The 14,907-nt window shown below is 47.9% G+C and carries 15 protein-coding genes; 5 read left to right on the top strand and 10 right to left on the bottom strand.

Annotation, left to right across the window (positions count from 1 at the left end; genetic code table 11):
- Window positions 1-86: 86 nt before the first annotated feature.
- The 4 genes from ACR2PX_RS20545 to ACR2PX_RS20530 all read right to left on the bottom strand — a co-directional run bounded on the left by ACR2PX_RS20545 (window position 87) and on the right by ACR2PX_RS20530 (window position 4,106).
- Complete coding sequence (locus tag ACR2PX_RS20545; RefSeq protein WP_434001226.1) at window positions 87-482, bottom strand: nuclear transport factor 2 family protein; 396 nt, start codon at window positions 480-482, stop codon at window positions 87-89.
- A 429-nt stretch (window positions 483-911) separates the two neighbouring features.
- Window positions 912-1,586, bottom strand: coding sequence for an HAD family hydrolase (locus tag ACR2PX_RS20540; RefSeq protein WP_434001225.1), 675 nt, complete (start codon window positions 1,584-1,586; stop codon window positions 912-914).
- 183 nt (window positions 1,587-1,769) lie between these two features.
- The gene (gene tdh, locus ACR2PX_RS20535; RefSeq protein WP_434001224.1) at window positions 1,770-2,795 is read right to left on the bottom strand and encodes an L-threonine 3-dehydrogenase; all 1,026 of its coding nucleotides are present in this window, start codon (window positions 2,793-2,795) and stop codon (window positions 1,770-1,772) included.
- Between the two features lie 111 nt (window positions 2,796-2,906).
- Complete coding sequence (locus ACR2PX_RS20530) at window positions 2,907-4,106, bottom strand: glycine C-acetyltransferase (RefSeq protein ID WP_434001223.1); 1,200 nt, start codon at window positions 4,104-4,106, stop codon at window positions 2,907-2,909.
- A gap of 372 nt (window positions 4,107-4,478) precedes the next feature.
- Between ACR2PX_RS20530 and ACR2PX_RS20525 the strand changes: the two genes are divergently transcribed.
- Window positions 4,479-5,708, top strand: a complete 1,230-nt coding sequence (locus ACR2PX_RS20525) for a styrene monooxygenase/indole monooxygenase family protein (RefSeq protein ID WP_434001222.1) — start codon at window positions 4,479-4,481, stop codon at window positions 5,706-5,708.
- Between the two features lie 19 nt (window positions 5,709-5,727).
- Here ACR2PX_RS20525 and ACR2PX_RS20520 read toward each other — a convergent pair whose 3' ends face one another.
- From ACR2PX_RS20520 to cysD, 3 genes are all read right to left on the bottom strand, one after another.
- Entirely contained in the window at window positions 5,728-6,351 is a 624-nt protein-coding gene (locus tag ACR2PX_RS20520; RefSeq protein WP_434001221.1) for a MarC family protein, read from the bottom strand.
- Window positions 6,352-6,633: 282 nt separating this feature from the next.
- Window positions 6,634-8,253: a sulfate adenylyltransferase subunit CysN gene (gene cysN / locus ACR2PX_RS20515; RefSeq protein ID WP_434001220.1), complete on the bottom strand. Its 1,620-nt coding sequence runs from the start codon at window positions 8,251-8,253 to the stop codon at window positions 6,634-6,636.
- Window positions 8,253-9,209, bottom strand: coding sequence for a sulfate adenylyltransferase subunit CysD (gene cysD, locus ACR2PX_RS20510; RefSeq protein ID WP_434001219.1), 957 nt, complete (start codon window positions 9,207-9,209; stop codon window positions 8,253-8,255). The genes cysN and cysD overlap by 1 nt, the downstream gene beginning before the upstream one ends.
- Before the next feature lie 341 nt (window positions 9,210-9,550).
- Here cysD and ACR2PX_RS20505 point away from each other — a divergent pair, with 341 nt between their 5' ends.
- A complete protein-coding gene (locus tag ACR2PX_RS20505; protein WP_434001218.1) occupies window positions 9,551-10,294 on the top strand; it encodes a hypothetical protein in 744 nt (247 codons plus the stop codon).
- Between the two features lie 96 nt (window positions 10,295-10,390).
- Here the strand turns inward: ACR2PX_RS20505 and ACR2PX_RS20500 are convergent, their stop codons facing one another.
- Window positions 10,391-11,152 carry a Nif3-like dinuclear metal center hexameric protein gene (locus ACR2PX_RS20500; RefSeq protein WP_434001217.1) on the bottom strand — a complete coding sequence of 254 codons (762 nt, stop codon included), beginning with the start codon at window positions 11,150-11,152 and terminating at the stop codon, window positions 10,391-10,393.
- A 205-nt stretch (window positions 11,153-11,357) separates the two neighbouring features.
- On the opposite strand from ACR2PX_RS20500, the gene ACR2PX_RS20495 reads away from it, so the two are divergent.
- The gene (locus ACR2PX_RS20495) at window positions 11,358-12,485 is read left to right on the top strand and encodes a S1C family serine protease (RefSeq protein WP_434001216.1); all 1,128 of its coding nucleotides are present in this window, start codon (window positions 11,358-11,360) and stop codon (window positions 12,483-12,485) included.
- Between the two features lie 71 nt (window positions 12,486-12,556).
- Here ACR2PX_RS20495 and ACR2PX_RS20490 read toward each other — a convergent pair whose 3' ends face one another.
- Window positions 12,557-13,135, bottom strand: coding sequence for a hypothetical protein (locus ACR2PX_RS20490; protein WP_434001215.1), 579 nt, complete (start codon window positions 13,133-13,135; stop codon window positions 12,557-12,559).
- Window positions 13,136-13,209: 74 nt separating this feature from the next.
- The gene (locus ACR2PX_RS20485) at window positions 13,210-13,947 is read right to left on the bottom strand and encodes a TVP38/TMEM64 family protein (RefSeq protein ID WP_434001214.1); all 738 of its coding nucleotides are present in this window, start codon (window positions 13,945-13,947) and stop codon (window positions 13,210-13,212) included.
- 145 nt (window positions 13,948-14,092) lie between these two features.
- Here ACR2PX_RS20485 and ACR2PX_RS20480 point away from each other — a divergent pair, with 145 nt between their 5' ends.
- Complete coding sequence (locus ACR2PX_RS20480; protein WP_434001213.1) at window positions 14,093-14,503, top strand: CBS domain-containing protein; 411 nt, start codon at window positions 14,093-14,095, stop codon at window positions 14,501-14,503.
- 278 nt (window positions 14,504-14,781) lie between these two features.
- Window positions 14,782-14,907: ISAzo13-like element transposase-related protein (locus tag ACR2PX_RS20475; RefSeq protein ID WP_434001227.1), on the top strand; the 126-nt coding region annotated here is incomplete at its 3' end.

Genomic DNA, 14,907 nt, shown 5'->3' with positions numbered 1-14,907 from the left:
AGAAGCTTTGCAGTCTGTTCACTCTGCTGTTCGTTGCGGGTTGAGAAAACCATGGGATAAAGGATAGTCGCTGCAAGGGAAAGGTATTATTCTCTTTCTCTGTCCAGCAGTTTTTTAGGAATTACCTCAGCTATGGGTAGATTATGTGCTCTAAGAAAGCTCAGCTTATCCCAGTAACCTCTCTGGAATACGATTAACCCATCAACAATGTGAAAAAAACCACAACCTCTTAATCCAATAGGATCTTTCCACTCCAGAATGGCCCATTCACCATCCTGGAAGATATTTTCAACGATGCAGACCATCTCGGCAGTGGCAAATTCATTTTTGAACAGTGCATGAATTTCAGACTTACCCTTCACAGGCTCATTGGCAACCTGATGATTGACTGCATTTTCAGAGTAGAAGCTGGCTATTTTGTCAGCGTTTCCTTCGTTGAAGGCTTCAACCCACTGTTTAACGACTTCTCTTGGCTGTAACATCTAAATTTCCAACCCGCTGAATTTCTGAGAGATCAAGTGTAACTGACTGGAGTGAATTAGCTATGCCGAGAGCAGGCCTGCCTCGTCTGAGACACTACTAGCTATATCTTGGTAAAGGAAAATATTTGATAAAATGGATACTGTTAACGGACCACTTTCACAATTAACTGACACGCTACCGCCACGAGATCTGTTCAATTTTCAACCATTGAACCTGCTGTATTCCCTTTGCCTTTGACAGCATCCTGCTGCTTTTTTGTTATTTTGACGGGCATTCTGCCATGCTTCTATCAGGAGATCAGGAACCAATAGCTGTTTTTAGTCGTTTAATGCGTTTTTAAACAGGAAATGTCTTTCATCACGTTGGTAATGAAAGACTTTCAAAGCTGTTTCGAAGAGGGGTTCGCTATGATTCTGATGGCTTCGTTACTACTGATCATCTACCAGTATTTCAGGGAAAACACTTTCCAGCTGCCCATCGCGATAGTGTTCAATATTGCAGAGTGTCCCTTTCAATTCTCCAGCAGAATGAGTCGTTGTTACACCAACGACCCTTGCACCGGCTGCCAGTCCAGACTGTATTCCAGCCAGTGAATCTTCAAACACAAGACTTTCGCCGGGCTGAACTCCCAGCTGCTCCATGCACGTTTGATAGATTTCCGGATCCGGCTTTCCTCTTTCAATCATTCCCTGATGCACCAGCACATCAAAGCTGTCTCTCACTCCCAGTCCGTCCAGAATAAAATCCAGATTTGAGACGGGTGCGGATGTGCCCACAGCAAGACGAATACCTGCTTTTCTTAGCAGTTTGATGAAGTCGTGCAGTCCACTGATGGGTCTGAGGTGATGCTCATAGAGGTCTCTGAAAATCTGTTCTTTTTCTTCACCCAACCGTTTCACTTCTGCCTGATTCAGATGAGTACCAAAAAGCATGGCGACCAGCTCTGAATTGACTCTGCCTGATATACGTCGATTGTACTCTTCGTCTGAGATATCCATTCCATGGCGCTTGAGAAATAACTGCCAGGCTTTTCGGTGGTAATCATTGTTATCCACAATGACTCCATCCATGTCGAATAATACAGCTTTTAAATTCGCAGGCATTGGTATTCCTCACTCCCTGGCATCTATAGGTGGGACAGCATCTATCAGTTGGGAATTGCTTGAGTGTTTTTTACAGATTAACGACTTTGCTGGTTAAATATAGTCGCAGTCAGCAAACTCGACTATTGAATTGGCGTGCCCACGATAAAGCAGAGAACCGCTATATCGTGGGTGGAAGAGAGATTAGTTCCAGTCGAGAATCACTTTACCGGACTGGCCGGACCCCATGATTTCAAAACCTTCCTGAAACTCATCTACCGACATCCGGTGTGTAATGACCGGGGAAATATCCAGACCGGATTGCAGCATGCTGGTCATCTTATACCAGGTTTCATACATCTCACGTCCATAGATACCCTTGATCACCAATCCCTTGAAGATCACCTGATTCCAGTCAATCGTCGTATCGCTGGAAGGAATACCCAGCAGAGATACCTTGCCACCGTAGTTCATGCATTCCAGCATCTGTTGGAATGCACGACCGTTACCGGACATTTCCAGGCCTACGTCAAAGCCTTCAACCATGCCCAGTTCTTCCATCACCACTTTCAGATCTTCAGTGGCTACGTTAATGGCACGGGTCGCGCCCATTTTACGGGCCAGATCCAGTCGGTATTCGTTTACGTCAGTGATAACAACGTTACGGGCACCGACATGCTTGCAGATAGCCACCGCCATAATTCCAATAGGACCGGCACCGGTGATCAGAATGTCTTCACCCACCAGGTCAAATGACAATGCTGTGTGCACAGCGTTGCCAAATGGATCGAAGATAGAAGCCAGATCATCACTGATGTCATCAGGAATCGGAAACGCATTGGTTGCAGGAATGCAAAGGTACTCTGCAAAGGCTCCGTCGCGATTTACACCCACACCTACGGTGAAGTTACACAGGTGTCGACGACCGGCACGGCAATTGCGGCAGTGACCACAGGTAATATGCCCTTCGCCGGAGACTCGCTGGCCAATTTCAAAGCCACGAACACCGTCCCCCATTTCCACGATTTCACCAATGAATTCGTGACCCACATGCATACCAACGGGAATGGTTTTTTGAGACCACTCATCCCAGTTGTAGATGTGCATGTCGGTTCCGCAGATCGCTGTTTTGCGAATCTTGATCAGAACATCGTTATAACCAGCTTCCGGCTTGGGCCGATCGGCCAGCCAGATGCCTTTTTCTGCTTTCAGTTTTGCCAGGGTTTTCATGTCATGTTCCTATACACTTAGCTCGGCAGACGCTCTCAGGCGACTTTCTCAGGCGACTTTCTCAGGCGACTTTCTCAAGCGACTTTCTCAAGCGGCCTTTCAGGCAGCTCTTCAAGAAAGTACGCCCAGCTCACGACCTACTTTGGCAAAGGCAGCTATAACGCGCTCCATATGCTCCTGATTGTGAGCAGCCGACATCTGGGTGCGAATACGGGCAGCCCCTCTGGGTACCACAGGGAAAGAGAAGCCTACTACATAGATGCCTTCTTTCAGCATTCGTTCCGAAAACTCAGCGGCCAGTGAAGCATCGCCCAGCATAACAGGAATAATGGCATGGCCGTTACCTGCCAGGGTAAAGCCCAGCTTTTCCATCTCAGTGCGGAAGAATGCCGAGTTGTGACGCAGCTTTTCACGCAGCTCACCACCGGATTCCAGCATATCCAGAACCTTAACAGAAGCGCTGGCAATCGTTGGGCTCAGGGTGTTGGAGAACAGATAAGGACGGGAACGGTTGCGCAGCCAGTCGATGACTTCAGGGCTGCGGGCGGAAGTGTAACCACCAGAAGCGCCACCCAGCGCCTTGCCCAGGGTACCGGTAATAATGTCCACTCGGTCCATAACACCACAGTATTCATGGGTACCACGACCATTTTCACCCACAAAACCCACAGCATGGGAATCGTCTACCATCACCATGGCGTTGTACTTATCAGCCAGATCGCAGACCCCTTCCAGGTTGGCAATCACGCCATCCATGGAGAATACGCCGTCAGTAGCAATCAGCTTGTAACGGGCACCGGCTTCAGAGGCTTCTTTCAGCTTGGTTTCCAGGTCCGCCATATCATTATTGGCATAGCGGAAACGCTTGGCCTTACACAGACGCACCCCGTCGATGATGCTGGCATGGTTCAAAGAATCACTGATGATCGCGTCTTCTGGCCCCAGCAGGGTTTCGAACAAACCGGCATTCGCGTCAAAGCAGGAGGAGTACAGAATGGTATCGTTCATGCCCAGAAACTCGGAAATTCGCTTTTCCAGTACTTTGTGTACATTCTGGGTGCCACAGATAAAACGAACGGAAGCCATGCCGTAGCCGTATTGATCCAGTGCCTGCTTGCCTGCTTCTATCAGCTCCGGGGAGTTAGCCAACCCAAGGTAATTGTTGGCACAAAAGTTAATAACCTCTTCACCGGTGTTAACAGTGATATCAGCCTGCTGCTGGGAGGTAATAACTCGCTCGCTCTTATACAAACCTTCTTTTTTAAGGTCTTCCAGCTGCTCACGCAGTCCAGCGTAAAAGTCGGCTTTCATTTCGGCTCCAGAGAAACAAAGGATATGAGGAGATCGACCAGGACAGGCAGTTCATGCTCTATTTTGGTCAGACTCTGAGGGAAGCAGTCCCAATTCAGCCCCCAAACATATCTCAGGCTGAACGAAGTACCAATACCCCATTGTAGAAGAAATGCAATAGTGAATCAGGGAGTCGCGACTCTGTACCAGCATTTGTACGTATTTCGCCCGCATCCCACAAGAACTCTGACCTCTGCGGCCCAATAAACTGGACCTCCGCTAAGCCTTACGCCTTACTTTTCGGGCCCCTTATCTGGTAAAACCTTATATTCGCAAGGCTGAAGCTCAACTTAAACTAAGTCCCCCCCAAAACATAATCCGAAAAATAATCTGATGAGAAAAATAACCATTGTTGGCGCAGGGCAATCTGGCTTACTGCTCGGTCTGGGATTGCTTAAACAAGGCTACACCGTAAAAATGGTGACGGACAGAACACCCGAAGAAGTAGTTCAGGGCACTGTAATGTCGACCCAGTGCCTGTTTCACACGGCTCTGGAAGCTGAAAGAAAGCTGGAACTGAACCACTGGGAGAAAGACTGCCCGCAAATCCGAAAGATCCAGTTTTGTGCCACTGCACCCGAGAGCAGAGGTGAGAAGATCATAGAATGGACAGGGTACCTCGACCACTATGCTCAGTCTGTCGACCAGAGAATCAAGTTTTCAGCTTGGATGAAAGAGTTTGAAACTCTGGGTGGTACTCTGGAAATCAGGAAGATTCGCAGTAATGAGCTTGAAGAACTCAGCCAGAATGCAGATCTCGTGGTTCTGGCTACGGGTAAAGGATTAAACGATCAGATCAGAAGTAAAAACCTGCAGCGCTCACCATTTAATGCTCCACAAAGAGTGCTTTCCTTACTTTATATCCAACACCCCGGTCAGGGGACAAAGATGGAGCAGGTTTTCTTTAATGTCATTCCTGGGGTTGGGGAGTACTTTGTGATGCCCGTGCTGACAGAACATGGGCCTGCTGAAGCCATGTTGTTTGAAGCCATTCCTGAGAGCCCCATGGATTGCTTTTCTGCCATAGATTCAGAAGAAGACCGATTACTTGAAGCCAGAGAGTTTCTGAAGGAATACCTTCCCTGGGAACATCAGCGCCTTATCTCCGCCAGCCTGCTCAAAGGCAAGTCCTCACTGCAAGGGCAAATTACACCTGCGGTGTATCACCCCGTCATCCAGCTGGATTCAGGTCAACAACTGCTGGCTATGGCAGATGCTGCCTGCCTGAATGATCCCATTACTGGACAGGGCTCTAATAACGCCACCAAAGCCGCTGAGGTTTATCTGGACAGCATTCTGAAACGCTCTGATCAACCCTTTGATCAGCAGTGGATGGAAGCTACCTTTGAAGCATCCTGGCAACAGGTTCAATGGGCCACCCAGTGGAGCAACATGATGTTGATGCCACCTCCAGAGTTTGTGTTGGGCCTGTTAGGTGCTGCTGGTCAGATTCCAGAATTGGCTAACAGGATAGCCAATGCATTTGATGACCCTGCAGATCTGTTCCCCTGGTTTGCCGATGAAAAGGCTGCTGCAGAGTATCTTCAGAATCTAACGACATAGTCTGCATACTAAAACTCGGTTACTCAGGAGGTAAAGGCAACCAGCCAAGAGTCGCCAAACCTTCAATGCAGATTTCGACGGAGAGGGCTGTAATCAGCAGCCCAATGATCCTGACAAGAACATTAGTTCCGTTCACTCCCAGTACCTTGTAGATGTAGTGAGCCAGGCGAAACAATATCCAGGTGATGATCAGGATCACCAACACCTGAACTCCGGTAAAGAGTTGCTCTGAGTAGGAGTGCTGTCGATGATCGGTCAGAATAATAATGGCAGTGAGTGCGCCCGGATTGGCCAGGGATGGAATGGCCAGCGGGAATACGGCTACATCATGACCGGATTCATAATTCCCCCCAAACTCTTCCTGCTCGGGTTTCAAAATCATCTGAACACCAAACAGAAAAAGCACCAGTCCTCCGGCTATCTGAAATGCTCCCAGTCGTATACCAATAGCGCTCAACACCTGCTGACCAATCAGCAGAAATAAACCCAGAATCAGTCCACTGTAAAGAACAGCTTTCAGAGCAATTATGGACTTTTGAGCCTGAGAGAAGTGGCGAGTCACCGAGAGAAAAAGCGGAATACTGCCAATAGGATCAATAACAGCAAACAACAACAAAAAATTGGAGATCTGTTCTGGAGACATGCAGACGTCTCTGAGAAGTCACGGATCGGCAAAGTATAGATGAGGTAGAAATGAATAGGATTAGTTTTCTCGAAGCCTTTGAATATACCCATCGCCTTTCAAGTTGCTACGTTGTTGTCAGCGTTCGTTCACCCCAGTCACCTACTCGTTGTAGGCTCCTGGAACTTCACGAACTTGACGCCTAGTAGCAATTTGAAATCCAATGGGTATAGGCGAACGGTGTTTTATATGAGCGGGGTCAAAGGGCTATCGCAACTGGAGCTCTGCGATAGCCCATCTCTGTTAAAGAGACAGAGAATTGACCAGAGTCGACAGGCTGTCAGACTCGTTAATACTATGAACCACGTCCACACCCAGATCTTTCAGCTCGGTCTTTGCAACCAGAACCACCAGTCCGGCCTGTAGCAAGGCTTCCGCTTTCTGAACCCAGTATTGTTCTTTTTGGTCAACCACCACCGGCAGCAGACCACTATCAAACAAGTGACGTTCAACTTTCTGAAGGTAACTTTCAGATCCATCGACCAGAACCAGAGCCGACTGCTGTCCAAGGCGATTTGCCCTGTCACTGACACGAACCTTATCTGCGGTATCACCTTCATTGGCTGCAGATTCAACCATGCCCGCTGCAACTGTTGCGTTGCTGAGACGATCAATAACGATAAAGGCGCCGGTTTGACGGTTATCTTTATAACGATCAAAGACAACAGGCTGAGTCAGAACCAACTGGCAGGACGCAATCTCATTCAGCGCCAGTTCCTCAGCCTCTTGTCGCTCAAGCGTATTGATATCGACTCTGTGGTTAATACCCGAGAAGCTGCCGGCTACTTTTGTTGTCGCGAACTTGATCAGATACTGGCGTCCGGGCTTCATCGATTGTTCAGCCATCCAGACAACGCTGGCATTCAAATGAGACGAGACGGAAATGTCATCTTTGGCATGCACCAGCATGTCGCCACGACTGATATCGATCTCATCTTCCAGTGTCAACGTGACGGCCTGACCAGCAAAACCTTTTTCCAGATCGCCATCATAGGTCACTACTCTTTCAATAGAGCTTTCCAATCCGGAAGGTAATACTTTAACTCTGTCGCCTGGCTTCACAACACCGGAGGCAATAGTTCCGGCATATCCCCGGAAATCCAGATCCGGTCGGCTGACATACTGTACCGGCAGACGGAAGTTATCAAGATTACGGTCATTAGCCACCTCAACACTTTCCATCACTTCCATGAGAGTCTGACCGGTATACCACTCGGCCTGCTCACTGCGATGCACCACGTTATCGCCATCCAGAGCAGACACAGGCACAAAACGAACATCACCCAGATCCAGGGATTCTGAAAAATCCAGATATTGATTACGAATCTCTTCAAAACGTTCCTGGCTGAAACCCACCAGATCCATCTTGTTGATAGCAACCACCAGATGCTTGATTCCCAGCAGACTGGCAATATAAGTATGACGGCGAGTCTGCGTCAGCACACCTTGACGGGCATCCACCAGAATAATAGCCAGATCACAGGTCGACGCACCGGTCGCCATGTTCCGGGTGTATTGTTCATGCCCTGGTGTATCGGCAATGATGTACTTTCTGTTTTCTGTGGAGAAATAGCGATAAGCGACATCAATGGTAATGCCCTGCTCTCGCTCAGCCTGCAAACCATCCACCAGCAACGCCAGGTCGACTTTTTCACCCTGGGTTCCCACACGCTTACTGTCGTTTTCAACAGAAGCCAGCTGATCCTCATAAATCATACTGGTGTCATGTAAAAGCCGGCCAATCAGGGTGCTTTTACCGTCGTCAACACTGCCACAGGTCAGAAAGCGCAGAATCTCTTTCTGCTCGTGGCGACGCAGGTACTCCTGAATATCGGACTCGATCAGATCGGATTGATGACTCATCAGAAATACCCCTCCTGCTTTTTCTTCTCCATGGAACCGGAACTGTCGTGGTCAATAACCCGACCCTGTCGTTCAGATGTTTTGGTGAGCAGCATTTCCTGAATGACATCAGGCAGTGTGTCGGCTTCTGACTCTACTGCTCCGGTCAGTGGATAGCAGCCCAGGGTCCGAAAACGAACTTTCTTCATCATCGGCTCTTCACCTGGCTGCAGAGGCATACGCTCATCATCAACCATGATCAGATTTCCGTCGCGCTCAACCACTGGGCGCTCTTTGGAAAGATACAAAGGCACTATGGGGATATTTTCCTGATAGATGTACTGCCAGATATCCAGCTCGGTCCAGTTGGACAGGGGAAAGACTCGAATGCTTTCACCTTTTTCCACTTCACTGTTGTAGATATTCCAAAGTTCTGGACGCTGATTCTTGGGATCCCAGCGATGATGTTTGTCCCTGAAGGAATAAACACGTTCCTTGGCCCGGGATTTTTCTTCATCACGACGGGCTCCGCCGAATGCCGCATCAAAACCGTGCTTGTTCAGCGCCTGTTTCAAGCCCTGGGTTTTCATAATATCGGTGTGCTTGGCGCTACCATGGGAAAATGGGCCAACCCCCTGCTCAACACCTTCCTGATTGATATGGACAATCAATTCAAGACCCAGTTCGTCAACCAGCTGGTCGCGAAACTGGATCATTTCCCGGAATTTCCAGGTGGTGTCCACATGCATGAGCGGAAAGGGCGGTTTGCCTGGATAAAAGGCTTTCATGGCCAGATGCAGCATGACCGCTGAATCTTTACCAATGGAATAGAGCATAACCGGGTTATCAAACTCGGCTGCAACTTCCCGAATAATCTGGATGCTTTCTGCTTCGAGCTGCTTCAAATGGTTGAGGCGCTCTCCAGAAAGCTCGTTAGCACGTTCTTTCGTGCTCTCCTGAGTGACTGTGTCAGACATGAATGTTAGACCCGAAGCTGGCTTAGAATTGTTCTTAGTTCGAATACTAGCAGCACTAATGGAATATAAAATAAGAAAACTATATCAATAATTCATAACATTATATTAACCCAGAAACGCCATAAATGATCGAGCCTCTCGCTCGGCTATTTCTTCGGATGACACATTTTGTCTACATACTTCATGCTTATTGCCTGAATTTTTCGACACAATGCTGTCATACTAGGGAAAAGAGCCTTCCTCGTGATTGAAGCAATCGCGCATTATCCTCTTTGTGGATTCCAAACTACACTTTCTATGACTTCAACCTTCCTTACACTTCAATATGAGAACATGGCAAAATGATGAGTTTGTACTTTGTTCCCTTCTCTGGTTACCTTTCCAAAAAATCTTTAATAGCCTTTACCCTGGCCAGTCTGGGCCTACTCACCAGCTACTCTGTTATGGGCGAAGGAAATTATGACCCTGTAGTTGAGGATATGCCGACCCTTCTGTCAAAAAGTTTTTCCTGTACTTTCAAACATCCATCAGGCACAGAAACTGAACGTACAGAGTTATTTGCGCATTACGTTCAAGCCCAGGAACCTGTCAGACTCAGAGAGTTTAAAGAATGGATAGCCCTGACTTACCCCTGGATGACAAAATTACAATGCATGGTCATGGAAGATAAATCTGGAACCCTGGAGTTTAATCCAGAGCATTTTGGCGAAATATCATCTTCTGAAGATATAGATCTGTCTATTCAATACATTTATGAACACAGTGCCACAGTAAACGACCAACCTTCAATACTGTCCGAACAAGCCTCAGGCCAACGTTTTAAGGATGAGCAGGGTAGGGTTATCGCTGTCGCTTTTTCTGGTCGTATAATGCAAACAGGCGGGTTCACCGACCACCAGCCTTTCAAAGGTTCCTTGACCATTTTAACCACTTGCTTGGGCGGACTGAAAGCTATCGCAGTAACCCCCCTGTCTTGGGGAAAAATACTGGCTGAACGGGCACTGCCCCCTTTCCTTTATGAAAGAATGTGGACTACGGCATATGCACTTTGGTATGGAGCAAGCCTAAAAGATCATTTGGAATAAACATACAACTCATCCGTTTATTTCTGGAGGTATTGTCTGACAATACCTTCGCCAGGATATTCTCCCCCCCCCTTCATCTCCCATCAGTATGATGGGTCAGACTGGAGAATAAATATCAACAAAAGTATGTTCAATACCGTATTTCTCTTCCAGCCATTCACCTAATGCCTTGGCACCATAACGCTCGGTAGCGTGGTGTCCGGCACTGATATAGTGAATGCCATTTTCACGGGCAAAGTGAACGGTGGATTCAGAGATTTCACCGCTAACGTAGGCATCTACATTCAAATCCAGGGCCAGATCTATCATGCGCTGGGCACCGCCAGTACACCAGGCCAGAGTTTTTATCTCGTGGTCACCGCCTGGTATCAGCAAAGGCTTACGTCCCAGCTTTTCTTCAATCTGATCACCCAGGACTTCCAGCGACAAAGGCTTCTCAGGCGTTCCCCAACTGCCCACAGATCTTGCCTTACCCGGCTCCATGCCCCCTTCTGTTTTCCAGCCAAGGAGATTGGCTAACTGAGCATTGTTACCCAGCTCCTGGTGACCATCCAGAGGCAGGTGATAGCTGATCAGACTGATGTTGTGCTTGAGAAGAGTTTCTATCCGCCGTTTTTTCATACCAACAATGGCAGAATCTTCTCCCTTCCAGAAATAGCCATGGTGAACCAGTATGGCGTCTGCCTTGAGTTCAACGGCCTTATCAATGAGAGCCTGACAGGCTGTAACACCGGTCACCAGTCGTTGGACCTTATCGGCCCCTTCCACCTGGAGGCCATTGGGACAATAATCTTTGAACAGCCCGGGCTGTAGCTCATCTTCCAGGATTTTCACCAGCTGTTTCAGGGTGATGCTCATCTTCCACTCCACTGTTTATCGAATCCGAGAGCCTGCCTTATCATAATCATGACTAGCTTCCTGCAGGTTCGGGGGCTATCTATCAGCCACAAAATACAGGTATATTAAGGAATTATACTGCTGGCTCTCGGGTTTCAAGAGTTTTTATTTCCAGCGATAACAAAATCTCTGCCCACAATCATCGACAAGCATCGACAAGCAAATCATGAAAAAATTCCTCAATCAGTTCCTCTACCCCGCACTCTCTGGCTTGATTGTGGCCTTTTTGGTGATTTTGCTGGTACCAAACTGGCTGGGCTTACCCCAACTGGACTTCAATAATGTAGTCAACAGAGGTGAACAGCTGCTGGGAATTGGGGAAGTCTCCTACAGCTCAGCAGTCAAGATAGCGGCCCCTGCAGTGGTTAACATTGCTACTGCCACGCTGGTGAATGAGTCCAGCCGCTCCAGAATGCCCAAAAGCCCCTTCACAGAAAACAATCTTGGCAGAGCCAAGGTGGAAACCAGTCTCGGCTCCGGTGTGATTATCAGCCCTGACGGTTATCTATTGACCAACAACCACGTCATTGACGGTGCTGACCGAATCGTTGCTGTTCTGAAAGATGGCCGGGAAGAATCAGCCTCCATTGTCGGCAGGGATCCGGAAACGGATCTGGCGGTATTAAAGATCGACCTGAAAGACCTTCCCAGTCTGGATCTGGTGGATTCCGGCCAAACCGAAGTAGGCGATGTTGTTCTGGCTATCGGCAATCCGTTTGGACTGGGCCAGACGGTCACCATGGGTATTATCAGCGCCACCGGCAGGAATGACCTGAGTCTCAATACCTACGAAGACTTTATTCAGACCGATGCAGCCATCAACGTGGGTAATTCAGGGGGAGCATTGATCAGTGCCCGAGGTGAGTTATTGGGCATCAATACCCTGCTGTTTTCCCGGGGCGGAGGTAATGAAGGCGTTGGCTTTGCCATTCCATCCAGCATGGCTCGATTTGTTACACAGTCCATCATCAAATATGGCCGTGTTGTCCGGGGCTGGCTGGGGATAGAATCACAACCACTTACCAGCCAACTGGCGGAGGCTTATGGAGTGGAGAGCAATGTCGGCATTCTGATTTCGGGAGTCTACGACAATGGCCCTGCTGATAATGCAGGTCTGAGGCGAGGAGATATACTGACAGCCATCAATAACATCAGCACCAGTGATGGTAAAAAAGTTATGAATATGGTCGCTCAGGAACCGCCTGACAGTGAGGTCACTTTGCAGATACTGCGAAACAACAAGCCTCTTGAAATGAAAGCTGTCGTTGCTACACGACCCAACATGGTCAATTAGTCCCGGATCAAGCCTGAGCTGCCCTTACAAAAAAGTAACTGTTCAGGCTCATAAAACCTTAAGATCGGCCTCTAACTGCAGCAGCCTGACATAATAAACAGGAAGAAACCAGCCACACCGGCACAGAAAGTAACTGCATGCCCCAGCCACCACCAGGCCCAATCCGAATAGCTGGCATAATGACGCTTCAATAATTCCGGTGTTACAGGCTGGAACCGGGATAGATCTTCCAATAAGGCCTGGTTAAATAACTTGCCATCCAGGTTGTCAAAACGATCACTCTGGGTGACTTCCACTTCAACAGCCAATGCCTGCTTTTTACTTTGCTTTCCAAGCTGGTAATGGCTCAAGACCATTCTGCCTTCGGATTGGTTCCGAAGATTGATACCAAAGCCATTAAAATCTGACAGATGCTCAAGAGGAAAAAACTGATTCACAAAGGAATCGTGATAAAAGTCACAACCAGAATTGCAGTCTGTGGAAAGCCATAGCCATTTTTCATAGGGAGTCTGTTCGACGGAAACACAGACTTTTTTTCCAGAAGCATGACAGACTGCTTCCGTCTCAGCATTACCCAGCGCCCAACCACTGAGACACAGTAAACTCAGATACACACTCGCAGACAATGACCACCCAACAACCCTGAACATGCTTGCCTCAATCTGTTCAATTCAGACAGAAAAACATAGCAGTTGTTGAGTAAGCTTGTTTGATAACTGTCCAGTTAGACAGTCAGTGCCTGCTTCAAAGCCCGATTCAACAGATAGAACAGCCCCCCAACAGAAACGACGATCAGCAGTATCACCAACCCGCTTGACTGAGACGCTGACACATCACCATTCATCAGGGAAACAATGTCCTGAGCTTTGATTCCCAGCCAGATGGAGAACAGAGTCCGGGGTAACATGCCAAAGAAGCCCCCCAACAAAAAAACAGAAAACCGGACTTTCAGCGCAGACATTAACAGGTTCATTAATGCGAAAGGCAGAACGGGTGAGAGCCTGACCAGAAACATCAAACTCCAACCACTGGCATTCAGCATCTCCAGTGCTTTTTTGACTCGAGGATTGTTTTGGATGGAGTGCATCAAGTGTCCGCCATCCAGAATCGATCCCACCAGATAACCCAATGCTGAAGCCAGCAAATAGGCAGGCAACATATAAGGAATAGCCTTCCAGCCCAGAAAGAACCCCGCCACCAGCGCAATAAAAGTACTGGGCGTAAGAGCCAGAGACATGGTCAATGCACTCAAGACAAAGAAAGGTAACCACTGTCCAACACTTAAAGCCGATAGCTCAGCCTGATACTGGATTAATAAGGAAGTCGCCCAGGAGCTGAATAGCAGAGGGGCACAGCTCAGTACGCCTGCACCAATAACAGATTTTCTATTTTCCTTGAGAACGGATGAAAACGACATACGAAGAGAAGTTTCTATAAAACGACAGACTAACAGATCCTGCATTCGAACCAAACTGGCACTCTTTGTGCACAGTACCTGTCAGAACGCCCAATTTCAGAACACTCAGAACACCAAGGCGTTTAAAAACGGTGCAACCCGGAAATCTTGCACCCAATTAGAGCAGAGATACTATTTAAGGAAGGTTCACATGAATTCACTTCAGGTTAACGACCTAATGGACCGCCAACCCCTGACTATCAGTGCCAACATCGGGGTTATCGTTGCACTCAGACAACTGCTCAAAAAGGAACTCTCTGCAGCGCCTGTCGTTAATGACGAAGGTGATTTACTGGGCATTCTTTCGGAAGCCGACGGTATGAAAGGAACGCTGTTAGGTGGCTATTTCGAACAGATTGGTGAATTGGTCAGCCATCGAATGAGTACCGAAGTCTGTACAGTTAAACCAGATACCGATCTGATCAGCGCCGCCAAAGTCATGTTAGATAACAAACGTCGTGTACTGCCCGTAGTGGATGCTGGAAAAGTGGTTGGACTGTTGACTCGAACCAAGGTTCTTTCAGTCATCATGGAGCGTATTGATAGCCCGAGTCATGTCTGAATCAAAATTCGGTGAAAGCATAATTTCTCAACAAGAAAGGGTTATGCTTTCACATCGATCAAAGAATCTCGACTAATGGGGTGGGAATCACAACATAAGCCGGCGTGTAAAAAGAATTGAGGTGATCACTACTATAAAAAAAACCAAAACTGTTCCGGTCATAATAGGGATCAACTACGTATGCATAAGGATCTCCAGTTTGTTCTGGTATCACATCGACTGCTCCAGATTTATAACAGTTACAGATACCTTTAGGAATAGTCTAAAAATAACTTCCGCTGAAGGAAAAGTATCTGAATGCAGGCAATCCGGTACTGAGCATCGATACGAAAAAGAAGGAGTTATTGGGTAGTTTTTATCGAGATGGTGTAACCGATGCAGTTGAGCCTACCATTGTGAACGAC

This window comes from Endozoicomonas sp. (assembly GCF_051008435.1).
Classification (GTDB): domain Bacteria; phylum Pseudomonadota; class Gammaproteobacteria; order Pseudomonadales; family Endozoicomonadaceae; genus Endozoicomonas_A.
This window is presented reverse-complemented; position numbering and strand designations above follow the sequence as displayed.